Annotated in this window: 20 protein-coding genes; 4 read left to right on the top strand and 16 right to left on the bottom strand. The window is 44.2% G+C overall.

Annotated features, from left to right (window positions below; translation table 11 throughout):
• Positions 1-55 precede the first annotated feature (55 nt).
• From ACLTWA_RS10885 to ACLTWA_RS10865, 5 genes are all read right to left on the bottom strand, one after another.
• On the bottom strand, positions 56-1,186 hold the full coding sequence (locus tag ACLTWA_RS10885) for an iron-containing alcohol dehydrogenase (RefSeq protein WP_412327721.1): 1,131 nt from the start codon (positions 1,184-1,186) through the stop codon (positions 56-58).
• A 66-nt stretch (positions 1,187-1,252) separates the two neighbouring features.
• The gene (locus tag ACLTWA_RS10880) at positions 1,253-2,149 is read right to left on the bottom strand and encodes a substrate-binding periplasmic protein (RefSeq protein ID WP_412327720.1); all 897 of its coding nucleotides are present in this window, start codon (positions 2,147-2,149) and stop codon (positions 1,253-1,255) included.
• Positions 2,150-2,208: 59 nt separating this feature from the next.
• A complete protein-coding gene (locus ACLTWA_RS10875; RefSeq protein WP_412327719.1) occupies positions 2,209-2,904 on the bottom strand; it encodes an amino acid ABC transporter permease in 696 nt (231 codons plus the stop codon).
• Positions 2,905-2,916: 12 nt separating this feature from the next.
• Positions 2,917-3,639, bottom strand: a complete 723-nt coding sequence (locus ACLTWA_RS10870) for an amino acid ABC transporter ATP-binding protein (RefSeq protein WP_412327718.1) — start codon at positions 3,637-3,639, stop codon at positions 2,917-2,919.
• Between the two features lie 116 nt (positions 3,640-3,755).
• On the bottom strand, positions 3,756-4,364 hold the full coding sequence (locus tag ACLTWA_RS10865; RefSeq protein WP_412327717.1) for an AAA family ATPase: 609 nt from the start codon (positions 4,362-4,364) through the stop codon (positions 3,756-3,758).
• A 158-nt stretch (positions 4,365-4,522) separates the two neighbouring features.
• Here ACLTWA_RS10865 and ACLTWA_RS10860 point away from each other — a divergent pair, with 158 nt between their 5' ends.
• The 3 genes from ACLTWA_RS10860 (at position 4,523) to ACLTWA_RS10850 (ending at position 7,889) form a co-directional block, all read left to right on the top strand.
• Entirely contained in the window at positions 4,523-5,635 is a 1,113-nt protein-coding gene (locus ACLTWA_RS10860; protein ID WP_412327716.1) for a PucR family transcriptional regulator, read from the top strand.
• 41 nt (positions 5,636-5,676) lie between these two features.
• Positions 5,677-6,834: a M50 family metallopeptidase gene (locus ACLTWA_RS10855; RefSeq protein ID WP_412327715.1), complete on the top strand. Its 1,158-nt coding sequence runs from the start codon at positions 5,677-5,679 to the stop codon at positions 6,832-6,834.
• A gap of 62 nt (positions 6,835-6,896) precedes the next feature.
• Positions 6,897-7,889 (top strand): NADH:flavin oxidoreductase, encoded by a 993-nt coding sequence (locus ACLTWA_RS10850; RefSeq protein ID WP_412327714.1) that lies wholly within the window; start codon positions 6,897-6,899, stop codon positions 7,887-7,889.
• A 6-nt stretch (positions 7,890-7,895) separates the two neighbouring features.
• Here the strand turns inward: ACLTWA_RS10850 and ACLTWA_RS10845 are convergent, their stop codons facing one another.
• Positions 7,896-10,553: an NYN domain-containing protein gene (locus ACLTWA_RS10845; RefSeq protein ID WP_412327713.1), complete on the bottom strand. Its 2,658-nt coding sequence runs from the start codon at positions 10,551-10,553 to the stop codon at positions 7,896-7,898.
• Between the two features lie 405 nt (positions 10,554-10,958).
• On the opposite strand from ACLTWA_RS10845, the gene ACLTWA_RS10840 reads away from it, so the two are divergent.
• Positions 10,959-12,668 carry a polysaccharide lyase family 1 protein gene (locus ACLTWA_RS10840; RefSeq protein WP_412327712.1) on the top strand — a complete coding sequence of 570 codons (1,710 nt, stop codon included), beginning with the start codon at positions 10,959-10,961 and terminating at the stop codon, positions 12,666-12,668.
• 115 nt (positions 12,669-12,783) lie between these two features.
• On the opposite strand, the gene ACLTWA_RS10835 is transcribed toward ACLTWA_RS10840, so the two are convergent.
• From ACLTWA_RS10835 to ACLTWA_RS10790, 10 genes are all read right to left on the bottom strand, one after another.
• A complete protein-coding gene (locus tag ACLTWA_RS10835; protein WP_412327711.1) occupies positions 12,784-13,575 on the bottom strand; it encodes a sugar phosphate isomerase/epimerase family protein in 792 nt (263 codons plus the stop codon).
• Entirely contained in the window at positions 13,575-14,738 is a 1,164-nt protein-coding gene (locus tag ACLTWA_RS10830) for an ABC transporter ATP-binding protein (RefSeq protein ID WP_412327710.1), read from the bottom strand. Before ACLTWA_RS10830 ends, ACLTWA_RS10835 begins: the two co-directional genes overlap by 1 nt.
• Positions 14,739-14,768: 30 nt before the next feature.
• Positions 14,769-15,593 (bottom strand): carbohydrate ABC transporter permease, encoded by an 825-nt coding sequence (locus ACLTWA_RS10825; protein WP_412327709.1) that lies wholly within the window; start codon positions 15,591-15,593, stop codon positions 14,769-14,771.
• On the bottom strand, positions 15,583-16,473 hold the full coding sequence (locus ACLTWA_RS10820; RefSeq protein WP_412327708.1) for a carbohydrate ABC transporter permease: 891 nt from the start codon (positions 16,471-16,473) through the stop codon (positions 15,583-15,585). Before ACLTWA_RS10820 ends, ACLTWA_RS10825 begins: the two co-directional genes overlap by 11 nt.
• 76 nt (positions 16,474-16,549) lie before the next feature.
• Positions 16,550-17,896 carry an ABC transporter substrate-binding protein gene (locus tag ACLTWA_RS10815; RefSeq protein ID WP_412328122.1) on the bottom strand — a complete coding sequence of 449 codons (1,347 nt, stop codon included), beginning with the start codon at positions 17,894-17,896 and terminating at the stop codon, positions 16,550-16,552.
• Positions 17,897-18,124: 228 nt separating this feature from the next.
• The gene (locus ACLTWA_RS10810; RefSeq protein ID WP_412327707.1) at positions 18,125-18,883 is read right to left on the bottom strand and encodes a flagellar motor protein MotB; all 759 of its coding nucleotides are present in this window, start codon (positions 18,881-18,883) and stop codon (positions 18,125-18,127) included.
• Positions 18,884-18,894: 11 nt separating this feature from the next.
• The gene (motA, locus tag ACLTWA_RS10805; protein ID WP_412327706.1) at positions 18,895-19,680 is read right to left on the bottom strand and encodes a flagellar motor stator protein MotA; all 786 of its coding nucleotides are present in this window, start codon (positions 19,678-19,680) and stop codon (positions 18,895-18,897) included.
• Between the two features lie 938 nt (positions 19,681-20,618).
• Positions 20,619-22,451: a collagen-binding domain-containing protein gene (locus ACLTWA_RS10800; protein ID WP_412327705.1), complete on the bottom strand. Its 1,833-nt coding sequence runs from the start codon at positions 22,449-22,451 to the stop codon at positions 20,619-20,621.
• Positions 22,452-22,579: 128 nt separating this feature from the next.
• Entirely contained in the window at positions 22,580-23,911 is a 1,332-nt protein-coding gene (larA, locus tag ACLTWA_RS10795) for a nickel-dependent lactate racemase (RefSeq protein ID WP_412327704.1), read from the bottom strand.
• Between the two features lie 322 nt (positions 23,912-24,233).
• A complete protein-coding gene (locus ACLTWA_RS10790) occupies positions 24,234-25,574 on the bottom strand; it encodes a DEAD/DEAH box helicase (protein WP_412327703.1) in 1,341 nt (446 codons plus the stop codon).
• Between the last annotated feature and the right edge of the window lie 120 nt (positions 25,575-25,694).

Here is a 25,694-nt window from a genome sequence, read left to right as displayed (position 1 = left end):
TTCCTCCATTTCTGCGCTGTTTTGACGCTTATTTATTTTTTATGTTCTGAACCTGTTAAATGGCTTTCCGGTAAATTTCCGTTATTTCCCCGGGTTCAAACACAACGGGGTGGTTTTTCATACTTGCGGCAGATACCTTCCTGCAGTTATCTGTCAGCCAGTCCAGATCCGTTTCCTTGATTCCCATATCCCCAAGAGTTTCTGTTAATCCAAGGGCTGCTGTCAAATCCCGGATTCTATCTGTAAAGTCCAGTTCATTCGTTCCTCCAAGAAGTCTGGAAAGTGTGGAAAATTTATAGGGTGCTCCTTTGACAGAAGCCTCATAGACATAAGGGGCCAGGGCAGCAAGGCCTCTGCCGTGAACTGCATTTTTCAAACCGCTGACGGGATGCTCCATTCCATGAAGGGCTGTGACCCCCGCCGTATTGATGACCATTCCCCCCAGAGTACTTGCCAGGCACAGCTTCTCCCAGCTATCCAGATCCTTCCGGTCCTCATACAGCTTCTCTAGGCTTTCCGCAGCAAGTCTTACGCCCTCTAAGGCCATAATATCTGTCAAAGGCTGGGATATGGAAGAAATATAGCCGTCTATATTATGACATAATGCGTCAAATCCTACAGAGGCAAGAATCGTTTGGGGCATGGTCGTCATCAGCAGGGGATCAATGATGGAACAGGCGGGAACAATGGCGCTGCAGCGGAGAGATTTTTTATCCATAGTTTCAGGATTTGTCATAACCGCAAATCCATTTCCTTCGCTACCTGTCCCGCAGGTGGTCGGAACTGCCAGGACAGGCAAAGCGCGGTCACTGGTCTTCTTTCCATAAATATAATCATTGATATCTCCCCCATTAAGGGTCTGAAAAGCAATTGCTTTTCCTGCGTCAATACTGCTTCCGCCTCCTAAAGCAATGACATGGTCGCAGCCCTCTGCGGCAGCTGTTTTGGCTCCCTCATAAACCGTGGTCGTAAGAGGATTGGATTCCACCTTATCAAAAAGAACACCGGTAACACCATTCTCTTTTAGCAACTCCATTGTCTTTGCAAGCAAACCGGATTCCTTGGTACTTCTTCCTCCCGTTACCACAAGCGCCCGCTTTCCAATCAATGCCGCCTTTTCACCGATCAGCTCTGATTTGCCTCTGCCAAATATCAGATTTACCGGCAGGTAATATTGAAATTCCATAATAAACCTTCTTTCCTGTTTCCTCATAAATCTTCTGTTTTACTTAACTCTCATAGCCGCTGGCCGTTATTTGACGTTGGTGGTTTTCCCTTCTTCCACTCCGACAAAATAATCCTCGGTCAATCCGTAATCCTTTAATATGTTCATCAGCGTACCGTCTTCTTTCATTTCGTTTAAGCACTTGTTCACTTCGTTTAAGAATTCCTTGTCTTCAAACCGCAGGGCGGCGCCAATCTGTCCGCTTGCCTCTGCTTCGTATGGGGAAAGAAGCTTTAAGTTAAGGGAACTGTCGGAAGATAAGGTATAGCCAGCCACGATTCCATCCGTTACAACCGCCTCCACCTTTCCGGTATCGACTGCGGTCATCAGTGTGGCCTGATTGTCGTAAGCCTCCAGGCTTCCGATCCTGCCTTCCTCAAGCCATTTTTGCGCGGTCTCATAGAAGGTGGTCCCCGGCTGTGCCCCTACCTTTTTCCCTTTTAAATCTTCTTTGCTTTTTATCTGGGAGTCTTTTGGAATTACGACTGCTTCCCCCTCCTGATACCATTTATCTGTAAATGCAGCTACCTGCAGTCTCTCATCCTTTACATACATGGCATCGGCAACCATATCGATATTCTTATTGTTCAGTTCCACCAAAAGATTGGAAAAATCAATGACCTTCATCTGAATATCCTTGATCCCCAAACGCTTGCATATTTCTTTTAAGATCTCAATATCCACACCTTTTAATTCTCCGGTTTCCACATCGGTGTAGGAAAACGGTGCGTCATTGGAAGATCCAATGAGGATATACCCTTTTTCCTTTATCTTTGTAAGCATTTCTGATTCTCCTGATACTGCCGCAGAGTTTTCCGCTTTGGTGGCGCCGGCTTTTTTCAGCCCGCATCCGGTCACCGCAGATAACACCAGGAACGACATGAGGATATATGCCATCCCCCTTTTCCGATTTACTTTTTTCATAAGCTCATTCCTTTCTATACAATGTTTGAATCGTTTCCAGTTTTCAGGCACTTTGATCGCTATGGGGTCCTTTTCAGCCTGCGTTCCACCACTGCGCTAAGCTGGGAAAGGGGAATGCTGAGCATCAGATACACAAGTGCCAGAATGGTATATGCCTCAACCGTTAAAAATGTCTGGGACGCGTAGGTCTTGGTCCGAAGCAGAAGCTCCTGTACGGATATCATGGCCAGCAAAGACGTATCCTTTATCAGCATGACCAGATAATTGCCGAATACAGGTACGGAGTTTCTCAGAGCCGGAGGGATGATAAAGTGAAACAAGACCTTTCGTTCACTGAATCCCAGAGCCAGGCCTGCTTCCCGCTGACCGGGGTCTACGGCCAATATGGCTGACCGGATGACTTCTGACATGTAGCAGCCGTAATTAACCGCAAATCCGATGATTCCGCAGGTTGATGCTTTTAACTGCATGTTGGCTTCATACCCCAAAGCGGTCAGGATTCCGTTGATCACGGCAGGCACCACATAATAAATATAAAACAGCTGAACAAGCAGAGGGGTTCCCCGGACCAGTTCTATAATGATGGCCAGGAAACGGCTGAGCACCTTATTCTTTGACAGCCTTCCAATTGCGATCAGCAATGCCGCAATCAGTGCAAACGCAAAGCCTGCAAGAGTAATATACAAGACGATTCCGATGCCTCCCAACAAACTGGGTCCCAATGTACCAAATGCTTTTCTGAAATTTAATTCCAAGATATCACCTCCTTATAACACTCTGGACAGGAATGCTTTCGTTCTTTCATTCTGGGGTCTCGTAAAGATGTCACCGGGCGCTCCCTCTTCCACCACATAACCGCCATCCATAAAGATCACCCGGTCCGCCACATCTTTAGCAAATCCCATCTCATGGGTCACTACGATCATGGTCATTCCTTCTCCTGCAAGCTGTTTCATTACTTCTAACACATCTCCCACCAGCTCCGGGTCCAGGGCTGAAGTCGGTTCATCAAATAACAGGATCTCCGGATTCATGGCCAGTGCTCTTGCAATAGCCACCCGTTGCTGCTGCCCACCGGAAAGGGCTGAGGGGTAGGTCTCTGCCTTGTGCTCAAGCCCCACCTTACGAAGAAGTTCCATTGCCTGTTCCTTCGCCTCTTTGACCGGTATACGGTTTAACTTCACCGGGGCATACATCACATTTTCCAAAGCGGTTTTTAAAGGGAACAAATGAAACCGCTGAAACACCATTCCAACCTGCTTCCGGTAATCCGTCACTTTTTTTCCAAGCTGGATAATATTTTCTCCAAGATAGAGGATCTCACCGTCTGTAGGCTTCTCCAGCAGATTGATACAGCGTAAAAATGTGCTTTTTCCCGAACCGGAAGGACCGATGATCACCACCACCTCTCCCTTTTTTACGGTCAGGTTTACATCCCGCAGCACTTCTAAATCCTCAAAGCATTTGGACAGATTATTTATTTGCAGCATCTTCCATATCCTCCTTTCACTCCGCCTTTCCTTAAGTTTCTCCAATAAAAAAGAGCAATGTCTTTTTTAAAAAGCTCCATTGCCCGGGGGGATCTGATATTTATTTGTTTGCTTTACTAAGAGACCAGATGTGGGAATTTCTTCCGGATGATATCCGTGAGTATCTCACAGGTTCCTTCCACGCCTAAAAGACTGGAGTCCACCATCACATGTTTGTAGTCCTTATCCGACATAAGATAGCCGCAATAATGTCTGTGGTAGGATTCTCTTGCCTTATCCACCGATGCGATCATCTTTTTAGCTTCATCCGGCCTCATATTCAGTCTTTCAATACAATTGGACAGCCTTGCTTCGTAAGGTGCATAGATAAAGATATTGATGATGTTTTTATGATCTCTTAAAATATGGTCCGCACATCTGCCAACAATGATGCAGGACTCCCGTTCTGCCAGATCAACAATTATTTTCCTCTGAACGGCAAAGATGGAATCCTGAATGGCGGTAGTTCCCATTCCCAGAGGATAATTCATATTGAAAAATGCCGACTTTGCGCTTTCCTCCACATCACTGACAGCAGATACCGGAAGATTCAAGTCCTTGGAAGCCATCTCCACAATATCCCGGTCGTAGTATTCGACACCCAGCCGCTCGCTGACCAGCCGGGCAATGGGTCTGCCAAGACTTCCGAATTGTCTTGTAATGGTAACAACGAATTTTTCCTTCAAACAGAACACCTCTTTCCTCGGATCTATCATTTATTTTGCTAATTATACTCCCTCCTCCTCCTGGCTGCAATGTCCGCTGACTCCAATTTTTTATTCAGTTATTGTACTTTGAGTACAAATCATGATATACTCAACCTAATTCTTACGGAGGTATGTATATGAGGACACAGATATCCGATCTCTTTCACACGACAAAAGATAAATACAGTCTTACGCTTCACACGGAAGACAACGGCCTGACCAATTCTGTCTCCTGGGTCTACCTGGCAGAAGATTTTCAGAATATGCCTTTTTTAAAAGGCGGGGAACTGGTCATCACCACAGGACTGTTTACCAGAAGCGGTATTACTCTTTCTGAATTTATCTGCGCTCTGGTGACCCGCAGCTGCAGCGGAATCATCATCAATGTAGGACAATACATTGAGCCGGAAGACTTATCTGGAGAAATTATGGAATTTTGCAAAAACAGCAGCTTCCCTTTAATTACCATGCCATGGAAAATCCATCTGGTGGACATTATGCAGGACTACTGCCGTATTTTACTGCAAAGCACCCAAAGCATGGACGTGTTGACGGCTGCCTTTCAGGGAGCCATCTTTCAGACTCCTCTTTATGAAAATACCCTTCTCACCTTAAATCAGAACGGTTTCTCCACAGAGGACCAATACCAGATTATCATTCTGCAAAACCTGCAAAATACCACAAGAGTGACATTCTCTCTCAATCACCGTCAGTTGAAATACCATATTTTCGAGCATGACCACCAGCAGATATTGATTTACCACTCCTCCCAGATCTCCACCCATGACATACTGGACATACTTTTATTCTGTGACAGTATCACTCTTGGTATCAGCAATCACTTCCATTCCCTGAAAGAATTCAGTCTGTGTTATAAACGTGCCAGATTCGCCCTTGCAGCAGCAACCTTCTGGAACATACCTTTCATGAATTTTGATGAGATGGGAATCTTCCAGATTCTTTTTTCCTCCTCTGACCCTGAAATGCTGAAAAACATCTATCAAAAGAATCTGGGAAAACTGGAAGACTTTGATGCCGCCCACGATACGGACTACATGGATACCTTACGGACCTATCTGCTTTCCGACTGCAATCTGCTGGAAACAGCCGATAAAATGCACACCCACCGGAATACCGTAATCTATCGGTTGAAAAAGATCAAAGACATTCTGGATACGGAATTGAACAACTCTAAAATCAAATTTGATCTTTTGATGGCTTTTTACATACGGGAGTATTTTCTGATATAGAAACGATTTAAAACAATGATTTTTTAAAGGAGGTAAACACTGTGACCCCAAAAAAACAAAAACAGGAATCCAAAAGCATGCTATATCTTCTTATATTATTTATAATACCCATTGGCGCTGCAGGCGGCTACTACATCGGACAATACACCGAACGGTTTATGGATGGCAAAAAATCAATGTCTGACATCCTGTTCTCTGTCATTGGCATGTTCCTTATGATCTATATTTCCCTTTTCCTGCAAATTATTGTTCATGAAGGCGGTCATTGGTTATTTGGACTTATGACCGGTTACCGTTTTTCCTCTTTCCGTATAGGCAGCTTTATGTGGATAAAGCAGGAGGGCTCCATCCAGTTCCGGAGGTTTTCACTGACAGGAACCGGAGGGCAATGCCTGATGGCACCTCCTGAGATGAAAGATGGAAGATTTCCTTATGTTCTCTATAATATGGGAGGTTCCATTGCAAACTTTTTTGTTTCTTTACTATTTGTATGGATCTCATATTTCACCAAAGGGACGGGGATTGTGTCCTCTTTCTTTTTTATCGCTGCTATAACAGGGTTTGTTTCTTCACTTATCAATGCCGTTCCACTAAAGCTTGATATGATAAGCAATGACGGCTATAACGCTTTATCCCTTGGCAAAGACCCTGAAAGTCTGCGTTCCTTCTGGATTCAGTTAAAATTTGCTGATCTTAGCTTAAAGGGGGTACCAGTCAAAGAGATGCCCCGGGAATGGTTTGTAATACCGTCACCGGAAGCCATGAAAAACAGTATGACAGCTTTTTTAAGTACCATTGCATGCAGCAGACTGATGGAGGAAAAAAGATTTCACGAGGCGGCTGAGACCATACGCGGACTGCTTTTGATGGATACCGCAATCATCGGACTGCATCGCAGACTGATGACAACCGACTTCATTTACTGTGAATTGGTTGGCGGAAAGAAGACGGAGGCCCTCATGGAACTGTCAGACCGAAAACAGAAAAAATTTATGAAGGTCATGAAAAACTATCCTTCCGTACAGCGGACAGAATATGCCTGGGCCTTGCTTTTTGATAAGGATGAACAAAAAGCACGGAAGATCCGGCAGGCCTTTGAAAAAAAGATAATCCGTTATCCGTATCCGGGCGAAGCCGCCACAGAAAGGGAACTGATGGAATATGCAGAGCGCAGAAGCCGGGAGACAGCAACGTTGTAATCTTTATAAAAAACGCATACAATTACTGTAATAAATCTCAAAAAAATCAAAGGAGAATGGATATGAACTTATTTGAACGAACACACATTGGAAATATGGAAGTTAAAAATCACTTTATACGTTCTGCCACCTATGAAGGCAAAGCAACCGAAGATGGTTATCCCACAGATGTGGTCAAGTCCATCTACCGGGAATTAGCAAAAGGCGGTGTTGGCACGATTATCACCAGTTATACTTACATTACAGACTACGAGCAGCCTGCAAAATACCAGCTGGGAATCTACAATGACAGCTTTATTGAGGCCTACCGGGATTTAGCAGAGACTGTCCATGCTTATAACGCAAAGATCGTAATGCAGATCGTACACGGCTCTTCCTTAAGCCAGGGATATGAGGAAAAGGCTAAAATCCTTGGTCCCTCTCCGGTAAAAAATCCGGTTTCCGGCATAACCCCAAAGGAAATGACAAAGGAGGATATCCAGACGGTCATTCAAGCCTTCGCCAATGCTGCCGGACGGGTGAAAGCTGCCGGTTTTGATGGGGTACAGATCCATTGTGCCCATGGCTATTTATTGTCACAGTTTATTTCCCCCTTATTCAACCACCGGACCGACGAATATGGGGGTTCTGTGCCAAACCGTTTCCGCATCGTTTTGGAAGTTTATGAGGCCATTCGCAGAAAGGTCGGAAAAGACTATCCAATCTGGATCAAAATCAATTCTTCCGATGAAACGCCACAGGGACTGACCGTAGAAGAATTTCTGGAAATGGGATGCCTCCTTGCAAAGGCAGGCATTGATGCCATTGAAATCAGCGGCAATCAATGGATCAAATACAAAGCCAATGAACGGCTTTATTATAAAACAGCCGCAATCAAGCTATCAAAACTGGTTGATACGCCAGTGATACTAACCGGCGGCATCCGTACCCTCTCCGATATGAAACAGGTCTGTGAATCCAGCAAAGTCAATTTATTTGGGTTTTCCAGACCATTGCTGAAAGATCCGGCCTTTATTCAAACCCTGGCGGAAACGGATAACCGATTCCTGCCGTAAAAAGGATTACTTTTCCGGTTCCTTTTTCGGCATCAGGTTCTTTAAGGTTTCTTTTGCCTCTTTTGAAAGTGAATCCATCAGATAATTGCGGTTCCCCGGCTGTTTTCCTTCAAAATCCTCCAGCTGCTTCTTCCCTGCCGCTTCCATCTCCTCTTTCAAATCTCTGGCAGACAGAAGGCCGCATCCGGCTCCTCTTACGATGATCTGCTGCAGTCCGTCTGAGGTGGCTACTGTTATACGGTAATTGCTTTTGTTTGCCTGTGCAAATTTTTCAATATACTGGTCTGCAGTCTGGGCTTCCTTTGTATAGACCACCCGAATGTTATGATACTTAATCACTTCTTCCGGATGCTCTTTCAAACGGTAGGCATCAAAAACAACAATGACCGTTCCTCCTCTTATGCCCTGATAATTGCTCAGCTGGTCCATGAGTGAAAGCCTGGCACTGTCTAAATTCTGCTCTGCCAGCGCCTTTAGTTCCGGCCAGGCAAAGATGATATTGTAGCCATCAACAAGGAGATACTCCTCCCTTGTTTCTCTGGGTGGGGTGGACTTCCTGTAATAAGCAGGGTCCATATCTCCAGCCCTATGGGATCTTGTTATGCCGGATTTCTTCCCGCGATTGGCAGAATAAGTGCCTTCAATGATCCGTTCAATCTCTTCCAGGCTCATGAGAGGCTCCTCCTGACGAACAGACCTGTTTTTCGCAATTCCTTCTTCCCCGGCAGTATCCTGTTTCTTTAAAAAACTTTCCACATGCATATGATCCTTCACCTGATCCCACGGAACCAGATATCCGGTTCCATGGGCACAGAAAACCGATCCTGTGGGATTTTCTGTATCCCGCTCCGAATCATAGCCGATGGCTGCAATCACTTCATCTGCATTATGGCATGGCTCATAACCTTTCAAGGTCAAATGAAGCCTTCCAAGCCCTTTTGAATAAGCCGCCACCTCTTTCTGGTAATTTCTTACCGTGGCGACCGGAGCACTTCCCGTAAGTTCAGCCATCTCTCCGTCAGAATGAGACAATTCACAGATTCCCCCCATCCGTTCCATATCCGTCATCGCCCGCCCTACCATAGATTTTGGAAGTGTCAGTGTAAAGGAATGCCACGGTTCCAGCAGGATAGATTCTGCCTGTTTTAATCCCTGGCGGACTGCCCGGTAGGTCGCCTCCCGGAAATCTCCTCCCTCGGTATGTTTCGTATGCGCCCGCCCCGACACCAGAGTAATTTTCATATCTGTGATCGCGGAACCGGTCAAAACTCCACGGAATGTCTTTTCCTCAAGATGGGTCAGAACCAGCCGCTGCCAGTTCTTGGCCAGAACATCCTCACTGCATTTGCTTGAAAATACCAGTCCGCTTCCAGGTTCCCCGGGTTCTAAAAGAAGATGGACCTCTGCATAATGGCGAAGGGGTTCAAAATGCCCCACGCCTTCCACCGTATTTTTAATGGTTTCTTTATATACAATCCTTCCCTCGTCAAAGGCAATATCCACTCCAAACCGGCTTTTGATTATGCTGGTCAGAATTTCCATCTGAATCTCTCCCATGATCTGCACCTGAATCTCCTGCAGTTCCTCATTCCAGACCACATGAAGCTCCGGATTCTCCTCCTCCAGAAGGCGGAACTTAGGAAGCATCTGTCTGGAATCATAGCCTGCCGGCAGCTGGATCCGGTAAAACAGCACCGGTTCTAACAGCGGCTCCTGATGAAACGTCTCAAAGCCCAGTCCCTCCCCAGGCCTTGACTCACTTAAGCCGGTTACCGCACAGACAGTTCCTGCATCTGCGTTCGGGACCGTCTCATACCGGTTCCCGGAATATATGCGGATCTGGCTGACCTTTTCCTCCCATGTGCTGCCGGAAAGGGTTGTCCGTACTGACAGCGAACCTCCTGTCACCTTTAAATGAGTCAGACGGTTGCCCTGATCATCTCTCGTGACCTTAAAGATCCTGGCCCCCCATACTTGAGGATATTCCGGCAAAAGTACATAATCCTTTAACCCGGCAAGAAAGAAACCGATTCCCTGGTTCTTCAATGCAGAACCAAAATAACAGGGAAATACCTTGCGCTCCATGATGGCATCCCGGATCATGTCATCTTCTATTTTCCCCTGTTCCAGATAAGTCTCCATCATGTCTTCCCTGCACATGGACAGTTCTTCATAAAAATACTCTGCATCTTCTCCGGAAAAATCCACACAGCTGTCACTGAGCTGTTTTTTCAGTTCCTGGAGCAGTTTCTCCTTCCGGGTCCCCGGCTGATCCATTTTATTGACAAACACAAATACAGGTATCTTGTACATGGACAGCAGCCGCCATAACGTATGGGTATGTCCCTGGACACCATCCGCTCCGTTTATGACCAGAATGGCATAGTCCAGAACCCGCAGGGTCCGTTCCATCTCCGCACCGAAATCCACATGTCCCGGTGTATCCAAAAGCGTGACCGTCATATCTCCCAGAGGAAATACTGCCTGCTTGGAAAAGATGGTGATTCCACGTTCCTTTTCCAGTTCGTAGGTATCCAGATACGTATCTTTTTTATCCACACGTCCAGGCTTTCCGATTTTACCGCTATGATAAAGAATGCTTTCTGACAGGGTTGTCTTTCCCGCATCCACGTGAGCTAAAATTCCAATGGTCAATGGTTTCATATTGTTTCAATCCTTTTGTCGTTCGTTAATGTATGCTTCTGTATCTATGATACCAATAAATCAGATATTTGTACATGACTTAAAAAGTGTGTCCTATTTTCAGACCGCGGATTATTTAAAAAACCAGATACACAGATACTTCCGGACATATATAAAACTTGATAAAAATATGCATTTTCTATTATTAATATTGTGCACTTATATAATCCATGTAAAAATTATACAAATATATGCAAATTTTGGCACTTAACATGTATAATTTTTGCACTTGAGTTGAAATACGCCTGGACAGGGTATATGCTAAAAGTATCTGTAAACGCACCGCAGAAAGGGGTGATTCCATTGGTTCCTTTGTCACTGTTCGGGTAGGATACTAATAATTCTTATGGAGGGGTAGCAAATATCATGAAAAAATGGAGAACAATATCTAAAAAACTTTTTGTATTTTCACTGTTGTTTATTCTGGTATCCGGTACATTTTCCCTGCCTGCATTTGCAGAGAGTATAACACTGACAGAAAGCGGGGGCTGGTCTGAAAGTGCTTATATTAAATGGAAGCCCGTTGACAATGCCGTTTCTTACAATGTTTATGTCAAGCCTGCAAGTGCAGGAGATTCATCTTATACACAAATTGATGATATGCTGATAAGAGAATACCCATCATATTGGAGAGCAGATGCTGTAGGTCTTACGGCCGGACAATATATCATGAAAGTGGAAGCCATCCTGTCCAACGGCTCAAAGGAAAGTGCTGCATCCGACGCTCTTTTTGTAAGTGCCCACGACAGAACCGGTTTTGCTTTTTCAAGCGATTCCACCTTTGGCTCCGGCTCCGGCGCTTATGAGGAAAACGGAACCTTAAAGGATGGGGCACAGGTTATTTACATAACCCCTGACACAGCAAAAACTGTAACTTTAGACGTTATCGTAAACAAATCCGGAAAATTGCAGACAGCTACCGGAATCGGGGAAATACTTTCGTTACGTCAAAAAGGTTACGACGAAACTCCGCTTGCTATCCGTTTTATCGGACAAACCTCAAAAAATGATATGTCCGGACAGCTAAACAGCAACGGATATCTTCAGGTAAAAGGAAAATCTTCCTATGCGGAAATGAATATGACATTAGAAGGCATTGGGGAAGATGCTACTGCTTATGGCTGGGGCATCCTGGTCAGAAATTGCGGAAATGTTGAAATCCGTAACTTAGGCATCATGCTGTTTCCTGACGACGGCATCTCACTTGACACCAATAACTGCAACGTCTGGATACATAACAATGATATCTTTTACGGAACAGCAGGGTCCGATGCCGATCAGGCAAAAGGGGACGGTTCCGCTGATATTAAAAAATCATCCACTTATGTAACATTCTCCTATAACCACTTCTGGGATTCCGGAAAAAGTTCCCTTTGCGGTCTGAGTGAAACGAAAGATTTTTTTGTTACTTACCATCACAACTGGTTTGATCATTCAGATTCCCGTCATCCGCGTATCAGACTGGGTTCCATACATATCTACAATAACTACTATGACGGCAATGCAAAATACGGAGTCGGTATTACGAGCGGAGGGTCGGCATTTGTAGAATCAAATTATTTCAGAAGCTGCAAATATCCGATGATGAGTTCTTTACAGGGAACGGATGCTTTGGGCAAGGGCACGTTCTCAGGAGAAGACGGTGGAATCATCAAGGCATTTGATAATAAAATTGAAAATGCAGCAAGCCTGATCTATGCAAATTCAGATAATGGAACAACCGATGGCGATCCAACTTCTTTTGACGCATATTTAGCTTCTAAAAGAAACGAAACCGTACCCGGTTCTTATAAGACATTATCAGGTAATACGGTTTATAATAACTTTGATACGTTAAAAGATATCGGCGTCAGCGCATCAGACGTTGATGATGTGGACGCAGTTGTTCAGGTGGTTACCTCTCGTTCCGGACGTATGAACAAGGGGGACTTCACATGGGAATTTGATAACTCTGTTGATGATACTTCCTATAGTGTAAACAGTGCACTGATGGCTAAAATTAAAAGCTATAAATCAGAGCTTGTATCCATTGGCAGTTCTAATACTCTGACAAAGGATCTCTCCATCCGGGAGTAATACTTCCCCAGGTATGAAAGGGTCAGGCATCCGCACAGCACTGGTTTAAAAGTAAAAATGTCTGCCGGTTCAAGATTGAACCGGCAGACATTTTTAAACATATTCAAATGAAACATCAGTGAAATGCTTTTAAAATATAATCCACATCTTCCTTAATTCCGTCTTCATCATCAGCCACTTCCCTGCTGTACTCCACCACGATATCCGCCTCAGGCGTAAACCTTCTGTAGTCAGAAATAAATTTATCAAAATCCAGGGTCCCATCCATAATCCGATTGTGGTCATCATGAATACCGTCATTATTATGGATATGATAAGCCTTAATCTGGTCTTTTAACGCCTCCATGGTATCACTGAGATTCCAGCCGTTTGCATGTGCGTGTCCGATATCAATGAGCACTCTGTATTTTTCATTTTTACACAAAGCAATAAACTCTTCCTGGTTAAAAAGCATATTTCCCCGGTCCATCACCCCTGCATTTTCCACATAAACTGGGATTTGGGCTTCTCCAAACAGTTCTTCTATTTCCCGGTAGTTCTCACAGGAATTTCTGATCATTTCTTCCCTGTGCTCTTTTTTTACCTTGCAGTTGTTGTGATGGAATACCATATATTTGCTGTTCAGCTTTTTGGAATATTCCAGTGTCTTTCGGACATAATCCATAGTTCTCACATACTCCTCGCTTCCTTTGAAAGCACTGTGTTCCGCGCGGTAATAAGGCCCATGAAAGCTTGAAGGGATGGTTTCCAGTACCTTCATACAATTTATCAATTCATCTTCATATCCTGCATCCTGGAATAACGGAAACACCTCAACACCAATTCTCCCCTTAAACTCCAAAAGATACTTCAGCACCCTCTTAAGCATCCCCTTGTCATACATATTGGTACTTAATAAAATATCCATCATCTGCTTCCTTTCTCAGAATCCTTGCCAATGAGCTCAGCAGAAAAATCCAACTTCTCATTGAGTTTTTTAATCTCCTCCGGATATCCTAGTGATTTTTCACTCTTTCCGTCAAAGAAATGCAGTTTATTGAAATCAATGGCAATAGAAACGCTCTCACCGGGACGGGGCACATGATCACTGCAGATCGCAATCAGCTCGTCTTCGCCACCATCCACATCGATATATACACCGTACCGGTTGCCATAGTCTTCCACATAGATAACCGTTCCTTTCAGAGAACGGTCATTACTTTCTCCATTTAAAACCACATGCTCCGGACGGATTCCAATGCGGTATTCTCCTGATGGATTCCTGTCAGCAATTTTACTCCACATATCAGGAAGCTTTACCGTCTGACTTCCTATGACCAGCATCCCCTTTTCATACTCTGCCTTAATAATATTCATAGAAGGAGAACCGATAAATCTGGCACAAAATATACTTGCAGGCATATGATAAACACGGCTTGGAGTATCCAGCATCTCCATGTTTCCCTCATACATAATAGCGATCCGGTTTCCCACTGTCATGGCCTCAATCTGGTCATGTGTCACATAAACCATGGTAGGCTGATACAGCTCATGAATCTTAACAAGCTCTTTTCTGGCCCTGAGGCGGAGCTGTGCATCCAGGTTAGAAAGAGGCTCATCAAGCAGAAAATACTCCGCCCGCTTTACAACGGCTCTGGCAAGAGCCACTCTCTGCCTCTGTCCGCCGGAAAGATCCTTTGGCTTTCTGTCTTCAAGGCCTTTCAGCTCCAGTATTTCCAAAACCTCCTGAAGCCTTTTCCTGATTTCAGCAGGATCCATCTTATGAGCCTTAAGGCCGTAAATAATATTTTCTTTTACAGTCATGTGAGGGTAAAGCGCGTAGTTCTGGAAAACCATGGCCACTTCCCTCTCTCCGCTGGGGATATCATTGATTACCTTGCCATGCATATAGATCCTGCCTGACGTAATATCTTCCAGACCGGCTATCATCCGCAGGGTGGTAGATTTTCCACAGCCTGACGGCCCAAGCAGGATCAGCCTTTCCCCTTCTTTTATTTCCATATTCAAATTTTTCACAATTACATTTTTCCCGTAGGATTTCATTACATTTTCAAATACTATATTTTTCATTCTTGTGCTTATCCTCCTGAAATATCTCCATTACCCTTTCACACCGGATGCTGCAAAGGTGTTTATAATGAAACGCTGGAAAATGATGTACAAAATCAAAGGGATGATCATGGTTATTACCGATACTGCCATGGCAATGGTAAATTCCGTGCCGCCTTCTGAACTGATATACATCTGGAGCGCCAGAGAAAGGGTATAATTTTCCTTTGATTTAAGAATCAATACCGGCCATACATATTCGTTCCATGAATTGATGAAGAATATGATTCCCGTTGTCAGAATCGACGGGCGGACCAAAGGCAGTATAATGTCCTTCATGATTTTAAAGTTCCCTACGTTTTCCATTCTGGCAGCTTCCACCAGAGCCTTTGGAATTCCCCTCATGGCCTGGCGAAGCAGGAAGATACCAAGTACATCAGCAAATTGAGGAAGCGCCACCCCCCAGATACAGTCTCTAAGGCCCATTCTGGAAACCATAAGGTAGTTGGGAATCATGGTGACTGTAAAAGGGATAAACATGGTGCTCAACATAATAAAGTAAAGAACTGTTTTCCCCCTGAAATCAAAATACACAAAGGAGTAAGCAGCAAATAAACTTGTTACGGTCTTAAAAATGGTTACACTTGACGCAATCAAAAATGTATTCATTGTTATTTTGGCAAAGGGCAGCTTCTGAAAAACGTGTACATAATTTTCAAGAGTCGGATTGGCGGGAATGATTTCAAATATAGTGTTAAATGCATCCTGCAGTGTTTTAAATGAGTTTGAAACAGCAAATAAAATGGGAATCAGCAATACAAACACCACGGCCAGTAAAAGCGTATGCCACCCAACCTGCATTTTTTTAATTTTCATAATATACTCCCTTCTCTACGAACTTAAATTCCAGAAACAGAAGTATGACAAACAGAACCATGGTCATAACAGAAACCGCAGAAGAGGTTCCTGTTTTAAAAAGTGTAAACGCCTCATGATAGGATGCATAAATAAGGTTTGAACTGGCGTAATTTGGTCCGCCCTGTGTGATGACCTTAATCGGCGTGAATACATATTGAAGCCCCTGTACAATGGTTGTTATAAAAACATAAATACCTGTAGCCGAGCTCATAGGAATGACAATGTCGGCAAAAATCTTCCATGTGGGAACATTATCCAGACGGGCCGCCTCAATCACCTCTGTGGAAACACCGGAAACGCCGGCCAGAATGTTTATAAAGTTATAGCCAAAGGTTTTCCATGAGGTGACGATACATAAAACTGCGATGACCCATCCCTCTGTCTTGGACCAGAAGGGCATGGTAATACCGAATCTGCCCAGTATCATTGCCACCGGCCCGGAAATCGGATTCAAGATCCATATGTAAAGAATAGAGCCTACAACAAGTGAGATGACACTGGGCAGGAAAAATACCGCTTTATAAAAACCTTTGCCCTTTTTAATCACTGCGGAAAGAATAAAGGAAAGAATATAAGGCATAACAAAGTTAAGGACAAGAAGTACAGCAATATAAACAAGGGTATTCCCCATAATTTTCCATGTATTTGGATCTCTTAATAGTACTGCATAGTTCGCAAAACCAACAAATTTCTTTACAGGCTTTACCATATTCCAATCAAAAAAGCTAAGATATAAGGTATAAAAAAGTGGATAAAACATAAAAACTGCAAAGACCACAAGGGAAGGAATAAGAAATAAATATCCCAAAATGGTTTGTTTTTTAGCTTCCCGGTTCAATGTCTTGACCTCCTAAATAATAATACAGGTACTTCCGAACCATGACGAAAGTACCTGCTGTCAGTTCCAATCAATTTTACTGTAAAAGCTGGTTAATGGCATCCTGAGTCGTTGTCATGCCCTCTTTTGCGGAAACCTGGCCGCCGAAAATCTGGTCCCTCATATCAAGAAGCATCTGCTCCGCCTGCATACCTGCATCTCCAGGAAATGCTGTCCAGGATACGACACCGTTCATCTGGTCCACGGCTGCTTTCATCAGTTCATTTTCTGCAAGGAAATCTTTCAGACCGTTTTCTGCATCCGCTACGTCTTTTCTGGGCGGAACATAGCCTGTACCAATGGTCCACGCAGCCATAGACTCGACGCTGTATAAGTATTTTTGAAATTCCCATGCTGCCGCCTTCTGCTCATCTCCCTGTGCCGTAATCGCAAGGAAGCATCCGCCTGCCGGAACCCTTCGCTCTTTGCTGCCCCAAGTCGGAGACTTCACGGTTGCCACATCAAACTGTGCGCCCTTTTGAACAGCTGCACGTCTTGCAATGGTTGTGTAAAGCATTCCGCAGTTGCCGTCGATAAAGCTCTGAACCCCTTCTTCCCATGACAGGTGAAGGCCTGCGTCATCATTAATCAAATCTGCCATCATCTGCATAGCCTCTACTCCTTCTTCGGAAGCAAAGGAAGCCTGTGTTTTACCGTCAGCTGTTTTTGTGAGCATGGAAGCACCATTGGATTCGATCATCCCCTGCTGTGCCCAGAAGTCTGCTGGCTCCTGCATATAAAAACCGTATTTTCCTGTCTTTTCCTTAATGGCTCTTGCAAACTCGTCAACCTCTTCCCATGTCTGAGGACCATTTTCTGAAAGGCCCGCTTCTCTGAGAATATCTTTGTTTATGTAAAGAACTGGTGTGCTGAGAGAATAAGGAATGCCAACCTGTTCCCCGCTGCTGTTTACAGCAAGTTCAAGAATATTGGGAAGAAAGTTGTCCTGAAGAAAGGTTTTATCCTCAGGGGAAAACTGGTCTATAATATTCTGAGGTGACGTATATTCAAAGTTCGATGAAAAATAATCCAGAAACGCCCATCCAATCTGAACAACTGCAGGACTGTTTCCTGTAGCCACCTCAGCCTGAAGATTCTGCATAAGGCCCTTATACATATCCGGATTGTATTTTGCCACTACTTCAATATGGTCATTGGTTTCGTTGAATTTATTAACAAGCTCCTCTACGGCAAGTCCCCCCTGAGTCTCTGCGTTGCAATGCCAGTATTCAATGACAGTTTTTCCTTTTGCTGCCGTGGAAGCTTCTGCTCCGCCGGTTGTTGAAGTAGATGCTGTTTGTGTGGCTGAAGAACCGCAGCCTGCAAGGGTAAACATAGTTCCTGCAAGAACAGCAGCCATTACGCTCTTGAATCTCTTTTTCATCATTGATCTTTCTCCTCGAAAATTTAATCGTAATAAATTACTTACGGATAACATAATAAACTAAATTCAGCAGATAATATATCATATTTCCGTAAATTATTTGTAAAATCAATATGATATCCTTAAAAAAACAGCCCAATTTCCTAAAATTTCCAAAAATCACAAAGGAATTTGGCAAAAAAATAAGTGCCAGGACAAATGTCCTGACACAAATCACATTCTCAATTACTATTTCACAAGATGTTCTTCCAGATTATCATACTGGGAACTTAAAACAATGATATCAATCCGCCTGTTTTGCGACCTTCCTTCCTCAGTATTATTATCACCCACAGGCTTATACTCTCCATAGCCTACAGCCATAAGTTTATCCGGAGGAAAATTACACTCATCTACAAAATACATGACCACATTGACCGCTCTTGCAGTAGATAATTCCCAGTTGGAAGAATAGGAACTCCGGCTGATGGGGACGTTATCCGTGTGTCCTTCGATCCTTATGTAATTATCTGTGGTATTAAGAACTTTTGCCACTTCACTTAAGGTATCCGCATGCTTATTAATCTTTGCACTTCCCGAATCAAAAAGTACGGCATTATTCAGCCGGATCACCAGGCCACGCATATCAATCATGGTTGATACGGACTGGTCCATATTGCCATCGTGGAGTTTTGTATCTATTTCGGTTTTTAACGTTTCCAGCTTTCTAAGCTCGTATTCACCGAAAAAGCTTTCCAGCTCACTTTGTGTTTCAATATTCAAGGGGCCGCCGGAACCGCCGGAAGAAGCTGCGGCATTATAGCTTTTATCCATCATGGTTTTGGAGAACTCTTCGGACATCTGCTGTGCTTTTTTAGCATCAATCTTACTGACGGCAAAAAGTACAATGAAAACCGCCAACAGCAGGGTCATCAAATCCGAATAGGGCAGAAGCCATGCTTCTCCGGCTTCCTCTTCCTGATGTGCGTGCTTTCTTTTTTTAGACATACATGTTCACCTTAATCCTTTTTGTCTTGTTCAATGATTTTCTTCTGCTTGGATTTAGGAAGAGAGGCAATTAATTTTTCCTTAAGTATAAAGGGGGAATCACCATTCTGCATGGATAAAACACCAATTATAATCATCTCTTTTGCCATTACTTCCTGCTGGCTCTTTACTTTCAGCTTCTTTGCGAAAGGATTCCATAATACATAACCGGTAAAGATACCGAGGATTGTAGCAATAAACGCTGCGGAAATCGCTTCCGCCATCTGATCCGTGTCATTAATATGGGACATGGCAGCAATCAGACCGAATACCGCACCCAAAACGCCCAGGGTCGGAGCATAGGCACCTGCAGAGGAAAAGATGCTTGCATTGATTTCATGCCGCTTTTCCATGGCAGCAATCTCCGTTTCCAGGATTTCTTCAATCAAATCAGCTCCGGTACCGTCAACAAGCAAACGAACACCCTTTTTTAAAAAAGGATCTTTAAGCTCTTCTACTTTGGCTTCCAGGGATAAAAGTCCTTCCGAACGTGCCTGCTTTGCCAAATTATAAATCAAATCAATCATCTCAGCTTCTGTAGGTTCTTTAGGTTTTGTAAAAAGAATCTTAAACAAAGATCCAATAGCTTTCATGTTCTTACCAGGGAATGAATTTAATATGGTGGCAACGGTTCCCACAATAATAACAAAAAAGGCTGCCGGATTTATAAGGACAGAAAAATCAATGTGCTTAAAAATCATGGCGCCAATTACAGCGACAAAGCCGACTATAACGCCTAGGATGGTAGTTAGTTCCATAGTTTCTCCTTTGTGTTTTCAGGTTAGTAGTTATGCATAAGGCTGAACTCGGTACTGTCAGAGATTTTTCGCAAATTCACTTTAACGATCTGGTTGCCAAAACATTATCATTCCATAGGGACAAAAACAATCACACACCAACGTAAGAACTGACTGGCCACCGGGAAGATTTCACTTTCTCTTATGACTCCATCTCTTATAGATCAAGTCTCAATCAGCTAATTCTTTTTATTATTCCCGGCCAGTTTCATACCCTCATATCCCCCGTGAACCCTACTGTGCCTCATCCTCACCTGGGGCAGTTCTTAAATTTAGAGAAATCAAGGGATTCACTTAAGCTTTGGTATAATAAGTATCACCTCACCAAATGTAGTAATTTTATTCCTTTGATCATGTGCAGATATATGTAACTCTCTCCGGAACACTCGTCTTCTCAGCACCAGTCCGCCAGAAGCTCCCACCACATGGGTGTGTACGTAATCATTTTAATTATTTGATTAATTCGTCATATAGTTAGATAACGTTTCAAGACATGATAGTATAGCTTCCCTTGTCAGGTTTCGAGTGGCAGCTTTATTCTACCAAACAGCTATTAACCATGTCTATCTTTATTGAATCGAATTTGCGAAATTAATTATATGCGATCCTGAACTCAGCAATACCAATGTGCTTAACAGTTATAGTATAATATATTTGTTCGTACTGTTGTGTTAAATAGTTGTTAAATGTTGTCGGTTTTTAACCTTTTCTGTCGAGTTCTTCTTTTTTACGTGTCCTTCTTTATTTTCCGCTGCCATTGCAGCCTTAATTTTGCCGGGTTGCCGGGCTGCTTAAAAATAAAATCGTCTTCTTTGAGGAAACGGTAAGCCCGCAGGTTTCAGCAGGAACCTGCGGGCTTACCGTTTCTTAAATAGAATTTGCATCTAATCTAAATAAAATCATTCAATCATAAGGTTCTCTACCCCGACATTTTTTAAGATAAGAATTGGTTTGCAGCGGAATGTCTTGCAGCTGCTTTCAGACAGTCTTACCTTTAATACGTAGCAGCCTTCATAGGGAACTTCAAATTCAAAGCAGCCGTAACTGTTAATCCGTACACAAAACAGCAGAGTATCAACACCGTTAAACCGGTTGTATAATTTTACATCCCACTCGTGATTATTATAGCAGCGGCATCCGCAGATACAGCCTCTGAGGAAACATGGCTCCACCAGACAGCACTCACAGACCGGGCAGGCTTCCGGTTCCGGGCAGACCGGACAGGTTGGACATGTAGGGCAGACCGGACATTCCGGACAGGGCTTTGGCTCCGGACATGCGGGACAGGCAGGGCATGTGGGACATGGCTCTGGCGTCGGACATGTGGGACATGTGGGGCACGGCTCCGGCGTCGGGCATGTGGGGCACGTGGGGCATGGCTCTGGCGTCGGGCATGTGGGGCACGTGGGGCATGGCTCTGGCGTCGGACATGTGGGACATGTGGGGCACGTGGGACACGGCTCCGGCGTCGGACATGTGGGACATGTGGGGCATGGCTCCGGCGTCGGACACGTAGGACATGGCTCTGGCGTCGGGCATGTGGGACATGTAGGACATGGCTCTGGGGCCGGACATTGGACAGGTTCCGGGCACGCAGGACACGGTTCCGGCGTCGGACAGGGAGCGGGCTGCGGATATACAGGGGCTGGCTGCTCCTCAGGGGACGGAACCACAGGAGCTGGCTCTACAGGGGCCGGTTCTACAGTCTGGCACATTACACTTCCGGCAAAAGGAAAATAGTGAAACTCAAAGCCGCTGGCCGCATTAACCGCAAAGGCACCTAAAGCAGCAGTGCCGCTCACATGGCCGCCGGTTGGATGTGCGTGGAACATGGCTTGGGGTGCCAGAATACTTCCCCAGAAATCGGAAGACTTTTCCATATAAATATTGGTTGCATCCTCAAATACATACAGAGTCTGACTGGCTTTGTCTCTTTCTCCATACAAACCATATTGCAAATGAGCATTCGCTCCTGTTCTCAGCCTTACGATAACAGTACTTCCTTGTGGTACCTCCGCACGAATGCCTTTATTTATCAATCCGTTTGGTCTTACATCAATAAGGAATACATTCTGTACAGGATCATTCCCCCTTAAAATCCATTCGTAATTATTATCCACTACACTTCCATTTGGTGTCAGCGCTTCGATACAGTTTTTAAAGTATTGGATACTTTGCCTTGCATTATTAAAAAATTCCGGTATGTTCGCTTCTATCCTGCTTGCAGGTATATATCTGGGTACATCGTAACTGGGAACCACAAAATGATCGCCTTTATCCGTTGGTGTCCAGTATTGACTTCCCCCATTGGCTTGGTACAGATATTTTAGTTCCTGCAGTTGATCCGCTGTACCATCTTTTCCTATTAAGTAGGTGCTTCCCTTGGCTACCCGAAATCCCCCGCCTCCAACCACGTGTCCGACCACAACCAGAGGGCCGTTGGTTGATACATTTCCCCCTACCAAAAAACGAACCATATCAGGGGAGTAACCGATGTCTCTATAGCCGCTGTCTCTGGCAAAGCCAACACTCATGCCTCTGGGGGTATAAAAGCTTCCGCCAATTGCAACCGGGCCTTCCACATCAATGATGTTATTGGCATCGTTGAATACAATAAGATTGAATCCGGAGGCAGAACCAAAGGGCTGCCCATCAATATTGTACCAGTTTATATCATCATAAGGTAATCCAGCACTTGCTACTGCTCCATTACTATAACTGATATTATCCATACAAACTCCTGTAAACCGCTTGAATTACAACGTAATTTCATTCTCAATTCAGTTTATTCGGATAAAAATAGTTCTGTGCAGGTTTCTATGCAAATGGACGGAACTTTATGATTACTTTTTTCGTTTGGTTATTGCTTATTCTTATGTAATCCTTTGCTGCAAGGCGATGAAAGGGATCTGTCCCTGACGATTACAGAAACTCCATCAGGGATGACAGTGATTCTCCCATCTGCCTTTAAAAGATAATGATCTGCCATGGAAATCGCCTCTTCTACCGTGTCTGCATAATCCATCTGCATGTTAAGGACCATTTCTCTGGGTGCCTGTGTCACCATGATTACCTTATGTTGTAAAAGAATCCTGCAAAGAATCTGCGCTTCCCACTGATCGGGTACGGTTTTATCCCGTGGTGTGTCAAGAAACCGTTTCATAATCAGGTTCTTATCTTCTCCCCCTGCAAAGGTATCATAAAGGGACTGCCCTCCATGGCCGTCGCTGCAGCTCGATACCATAATAATGACACCTCCCGGATTGCAGGTTGCCTCTGCTGCTGTCATGCCTTTCACTGACTGGTAAATATTCTGATCCAGGGGATATCCGCCGTTGGTGGAGATCACGATATCGGCCGGAATGGCATCCACTCCGGAAAGCTGGTCCACAAACCGGCAGCCTTCCTTATGGGCTTCATTAAAATGCCCGGCATAAGCCTTTATGACTTTCTTATTTTCGTCAAGCACCACATTGACGATAAACGCCAGTTTTGCCTTTTCCGCAGCATAGATCATATCCTTTTGTATCGGATTTCCTTCCAGGATACCGGTTCTTGCATAAGGACTGTCAATAAATTCGGAACAGTGATTGGCCATGACCGTCACTCCGCTTGATACGCCCGGCAGCACACTTTTTCTTCCGCCGGAAAATCCGGCAAAAAAGTGAGGTTCGATAAAGCCTTCCGAAATAAGAAGATCCGCCTCTGCAGCCACCCGGTTGATCAAAAGCTTTCCTCCAGAGGGCAGAGTGTCAATAAAAACCATATCCTCTTCCTTCTGGCTTTCATGGATCACGAAGCGGATATCCGGCCGGTCAACGATTTCCCAGCCGAATTTATCAATCAATTCTTCCCTGGTGGTGGACCTGTGAAAGCCTGTGGCAATAAGGATTGTCAGCTTTGCCTGTGGATTTCCTTCTTTGATTTCCTCAATGATTGCCGGTGCGATCACCCGGCTTGGAACCGGTCTGGTATGGTCGCTTGCAATCATAACAATATTGTTCTTTCCCTTCACCAGTTCTTTAAGCCTTGGGGATTGAATGGGATGCTCCATGGCCTTTTTGACCAGTTCCTCCTCCTCTCCATCTGCCTGATAGCTGTTGGCGCCTGACATAAGAAGCCCGTTTAACCGGGTGTCAGGAATGTTTACACTGATTTTTTCCCTTCCAAAGGGAAGTTTTACAACTGCCATTTTTATTTCCTCCTTCTTTGACGATCCTTTTGCCACTCTTAGTCAAGACATTTGGTATTTTATAACAACTAAGAAAGCTTTTAATTGCTTCCTATATTTTACCACAGAAAAAGGGACCTGCCTATATGCTGACAGATCCCTTGAGTTTATGCTGTTTGGCATAGCAGGGTGTTTATAAAAAGACTGCCCTGCAAACAAATGCCGCCATATCCGGCGGCATAAAAAGTTTAATATTATAAATCCAGTGCCTTTGTCATGAGATTCTCAAAGGCTTCCTTAAATCTTTTGTCTGCAGTACTCTCACTTTTAATGGTGCGGCCTGTCAGAACTTTTTAGCCTTCACAGAGAATTTGTTATAATTCCGTTTCTCTTTCAGAGTTCCGTCTGCAGTCATTCGAAACTTTTTTTCCGGTGATGAAGTACCCCCTCTTTTTTGAGATGCCCCTGATTTCTGTGAATTGGACCGGGTTGTATTTTTCGGCCCTTCTCTTCTCGGCTGAACCACCTTTATGGTGGGGAAGTTATTCATTAATGGATAGGGATGATCCTTTCTTTCTGTCAATCTCTTGCCAATTAGCCGTTCGATGTCATCAAGCTGTCCCTTTTCATCAAAATCACAGAAGGAGATTGCAGTTCCTTCAAGTCCTGCCCTTCCTGTACGTCCGATCCGGTGTACATAAGTCTCCGGTGTATCCGGCAGATCATAATTAAATACATGAGTCAGCTCATCGATATCGATTCCCCTTGCTGCAATGTCCGTTGCTATCAATATCCGCAATGTTTTATTCTTAAAATTATTTAAAGCATTCTGGCGGGCTCCCTGTGATTTATCCCCATGGATTGCCTGGGCCGTTATATTACTTTTTGATAATTGCTTAATGAGCCGGTCCGCCCCGTGCTTGGTGCGTGTAAACACCAGAGCTGACTCTATATTCTTATCTTTCAGGATGTGCAAGAGCAATTCCTTTTTATTGCCTTTATCTACAAAATACAGATACTGCTTTATAGTATCCACGGTTGATGATACTGGTGTGATTTCTATTTTAGCAGGATTCTTTAAAATCGTACTTGAAAGCCTGGCAATGTCCGGCGGCATGGTAGCGGAAAAAAGCAGAGTCTGCTTTTTTAAAGGTGTTTTGGCAATGATCCGTTTCACATCATGGATAAATCCCATATCCAGCATACGGTCCGCTTCGTCCAGAATAAATATTTTGATATGTTCTATATGAATGATCTTCTGATCGATTAAGGCCAGCAATCTTCCAGGTGTTGCCACAAGGATATCTACCTTTTGCTTTAATTTTTCCTCCTGGGGCTTTTGAGAGACTCCTCCAAAGACGACGCAGCAATTTAAATCAGTGAATTTCCCATAAGCATTAAAGCTTTCATAAATCTGCAAAGCAAGCTCCCTGGTCGGCGTTACGATCAATGCTCTTATGGTTTGCTTTGACTGAGAAGTCACTTTTTCTTCGCTGAGAAGCTGAATCGTGGGTATGGCAAATGCAGCTGTTTTTCCGGTCCCTGTCTGCGCACAGCCAAGCAAATCCCTGCCGCTTAATATCACAGGGATTGCCTCTTCCTGTATGGGAGTAGGAATATCGTAGTTTTCCTTCTCCAATGCCTTTATGATATCAGGCATAATATTTAATTCTTTAAATTGCATAAATTCTCCTTTTAATCTCCATGAATTAAATTTATCTCTATCTGACCCCTGACCCGGACCTTCTGTTACCACGGATAAATTTCGGCAGCACATGTTATATGTGCTGATTCTGTCATTCGG

Origin of the sequence: Lacrimispora sp., assembly GCF_046972725.1 — a bacterium.
Classification (GTDB): Bacteria; Bacillota; Clostridia; order Lachnospirales; family Lachnospiraceae; genus Lacrimispora.
This window is presented reverse-complemented; position numbering and strand designations above follow the sequence as displayed.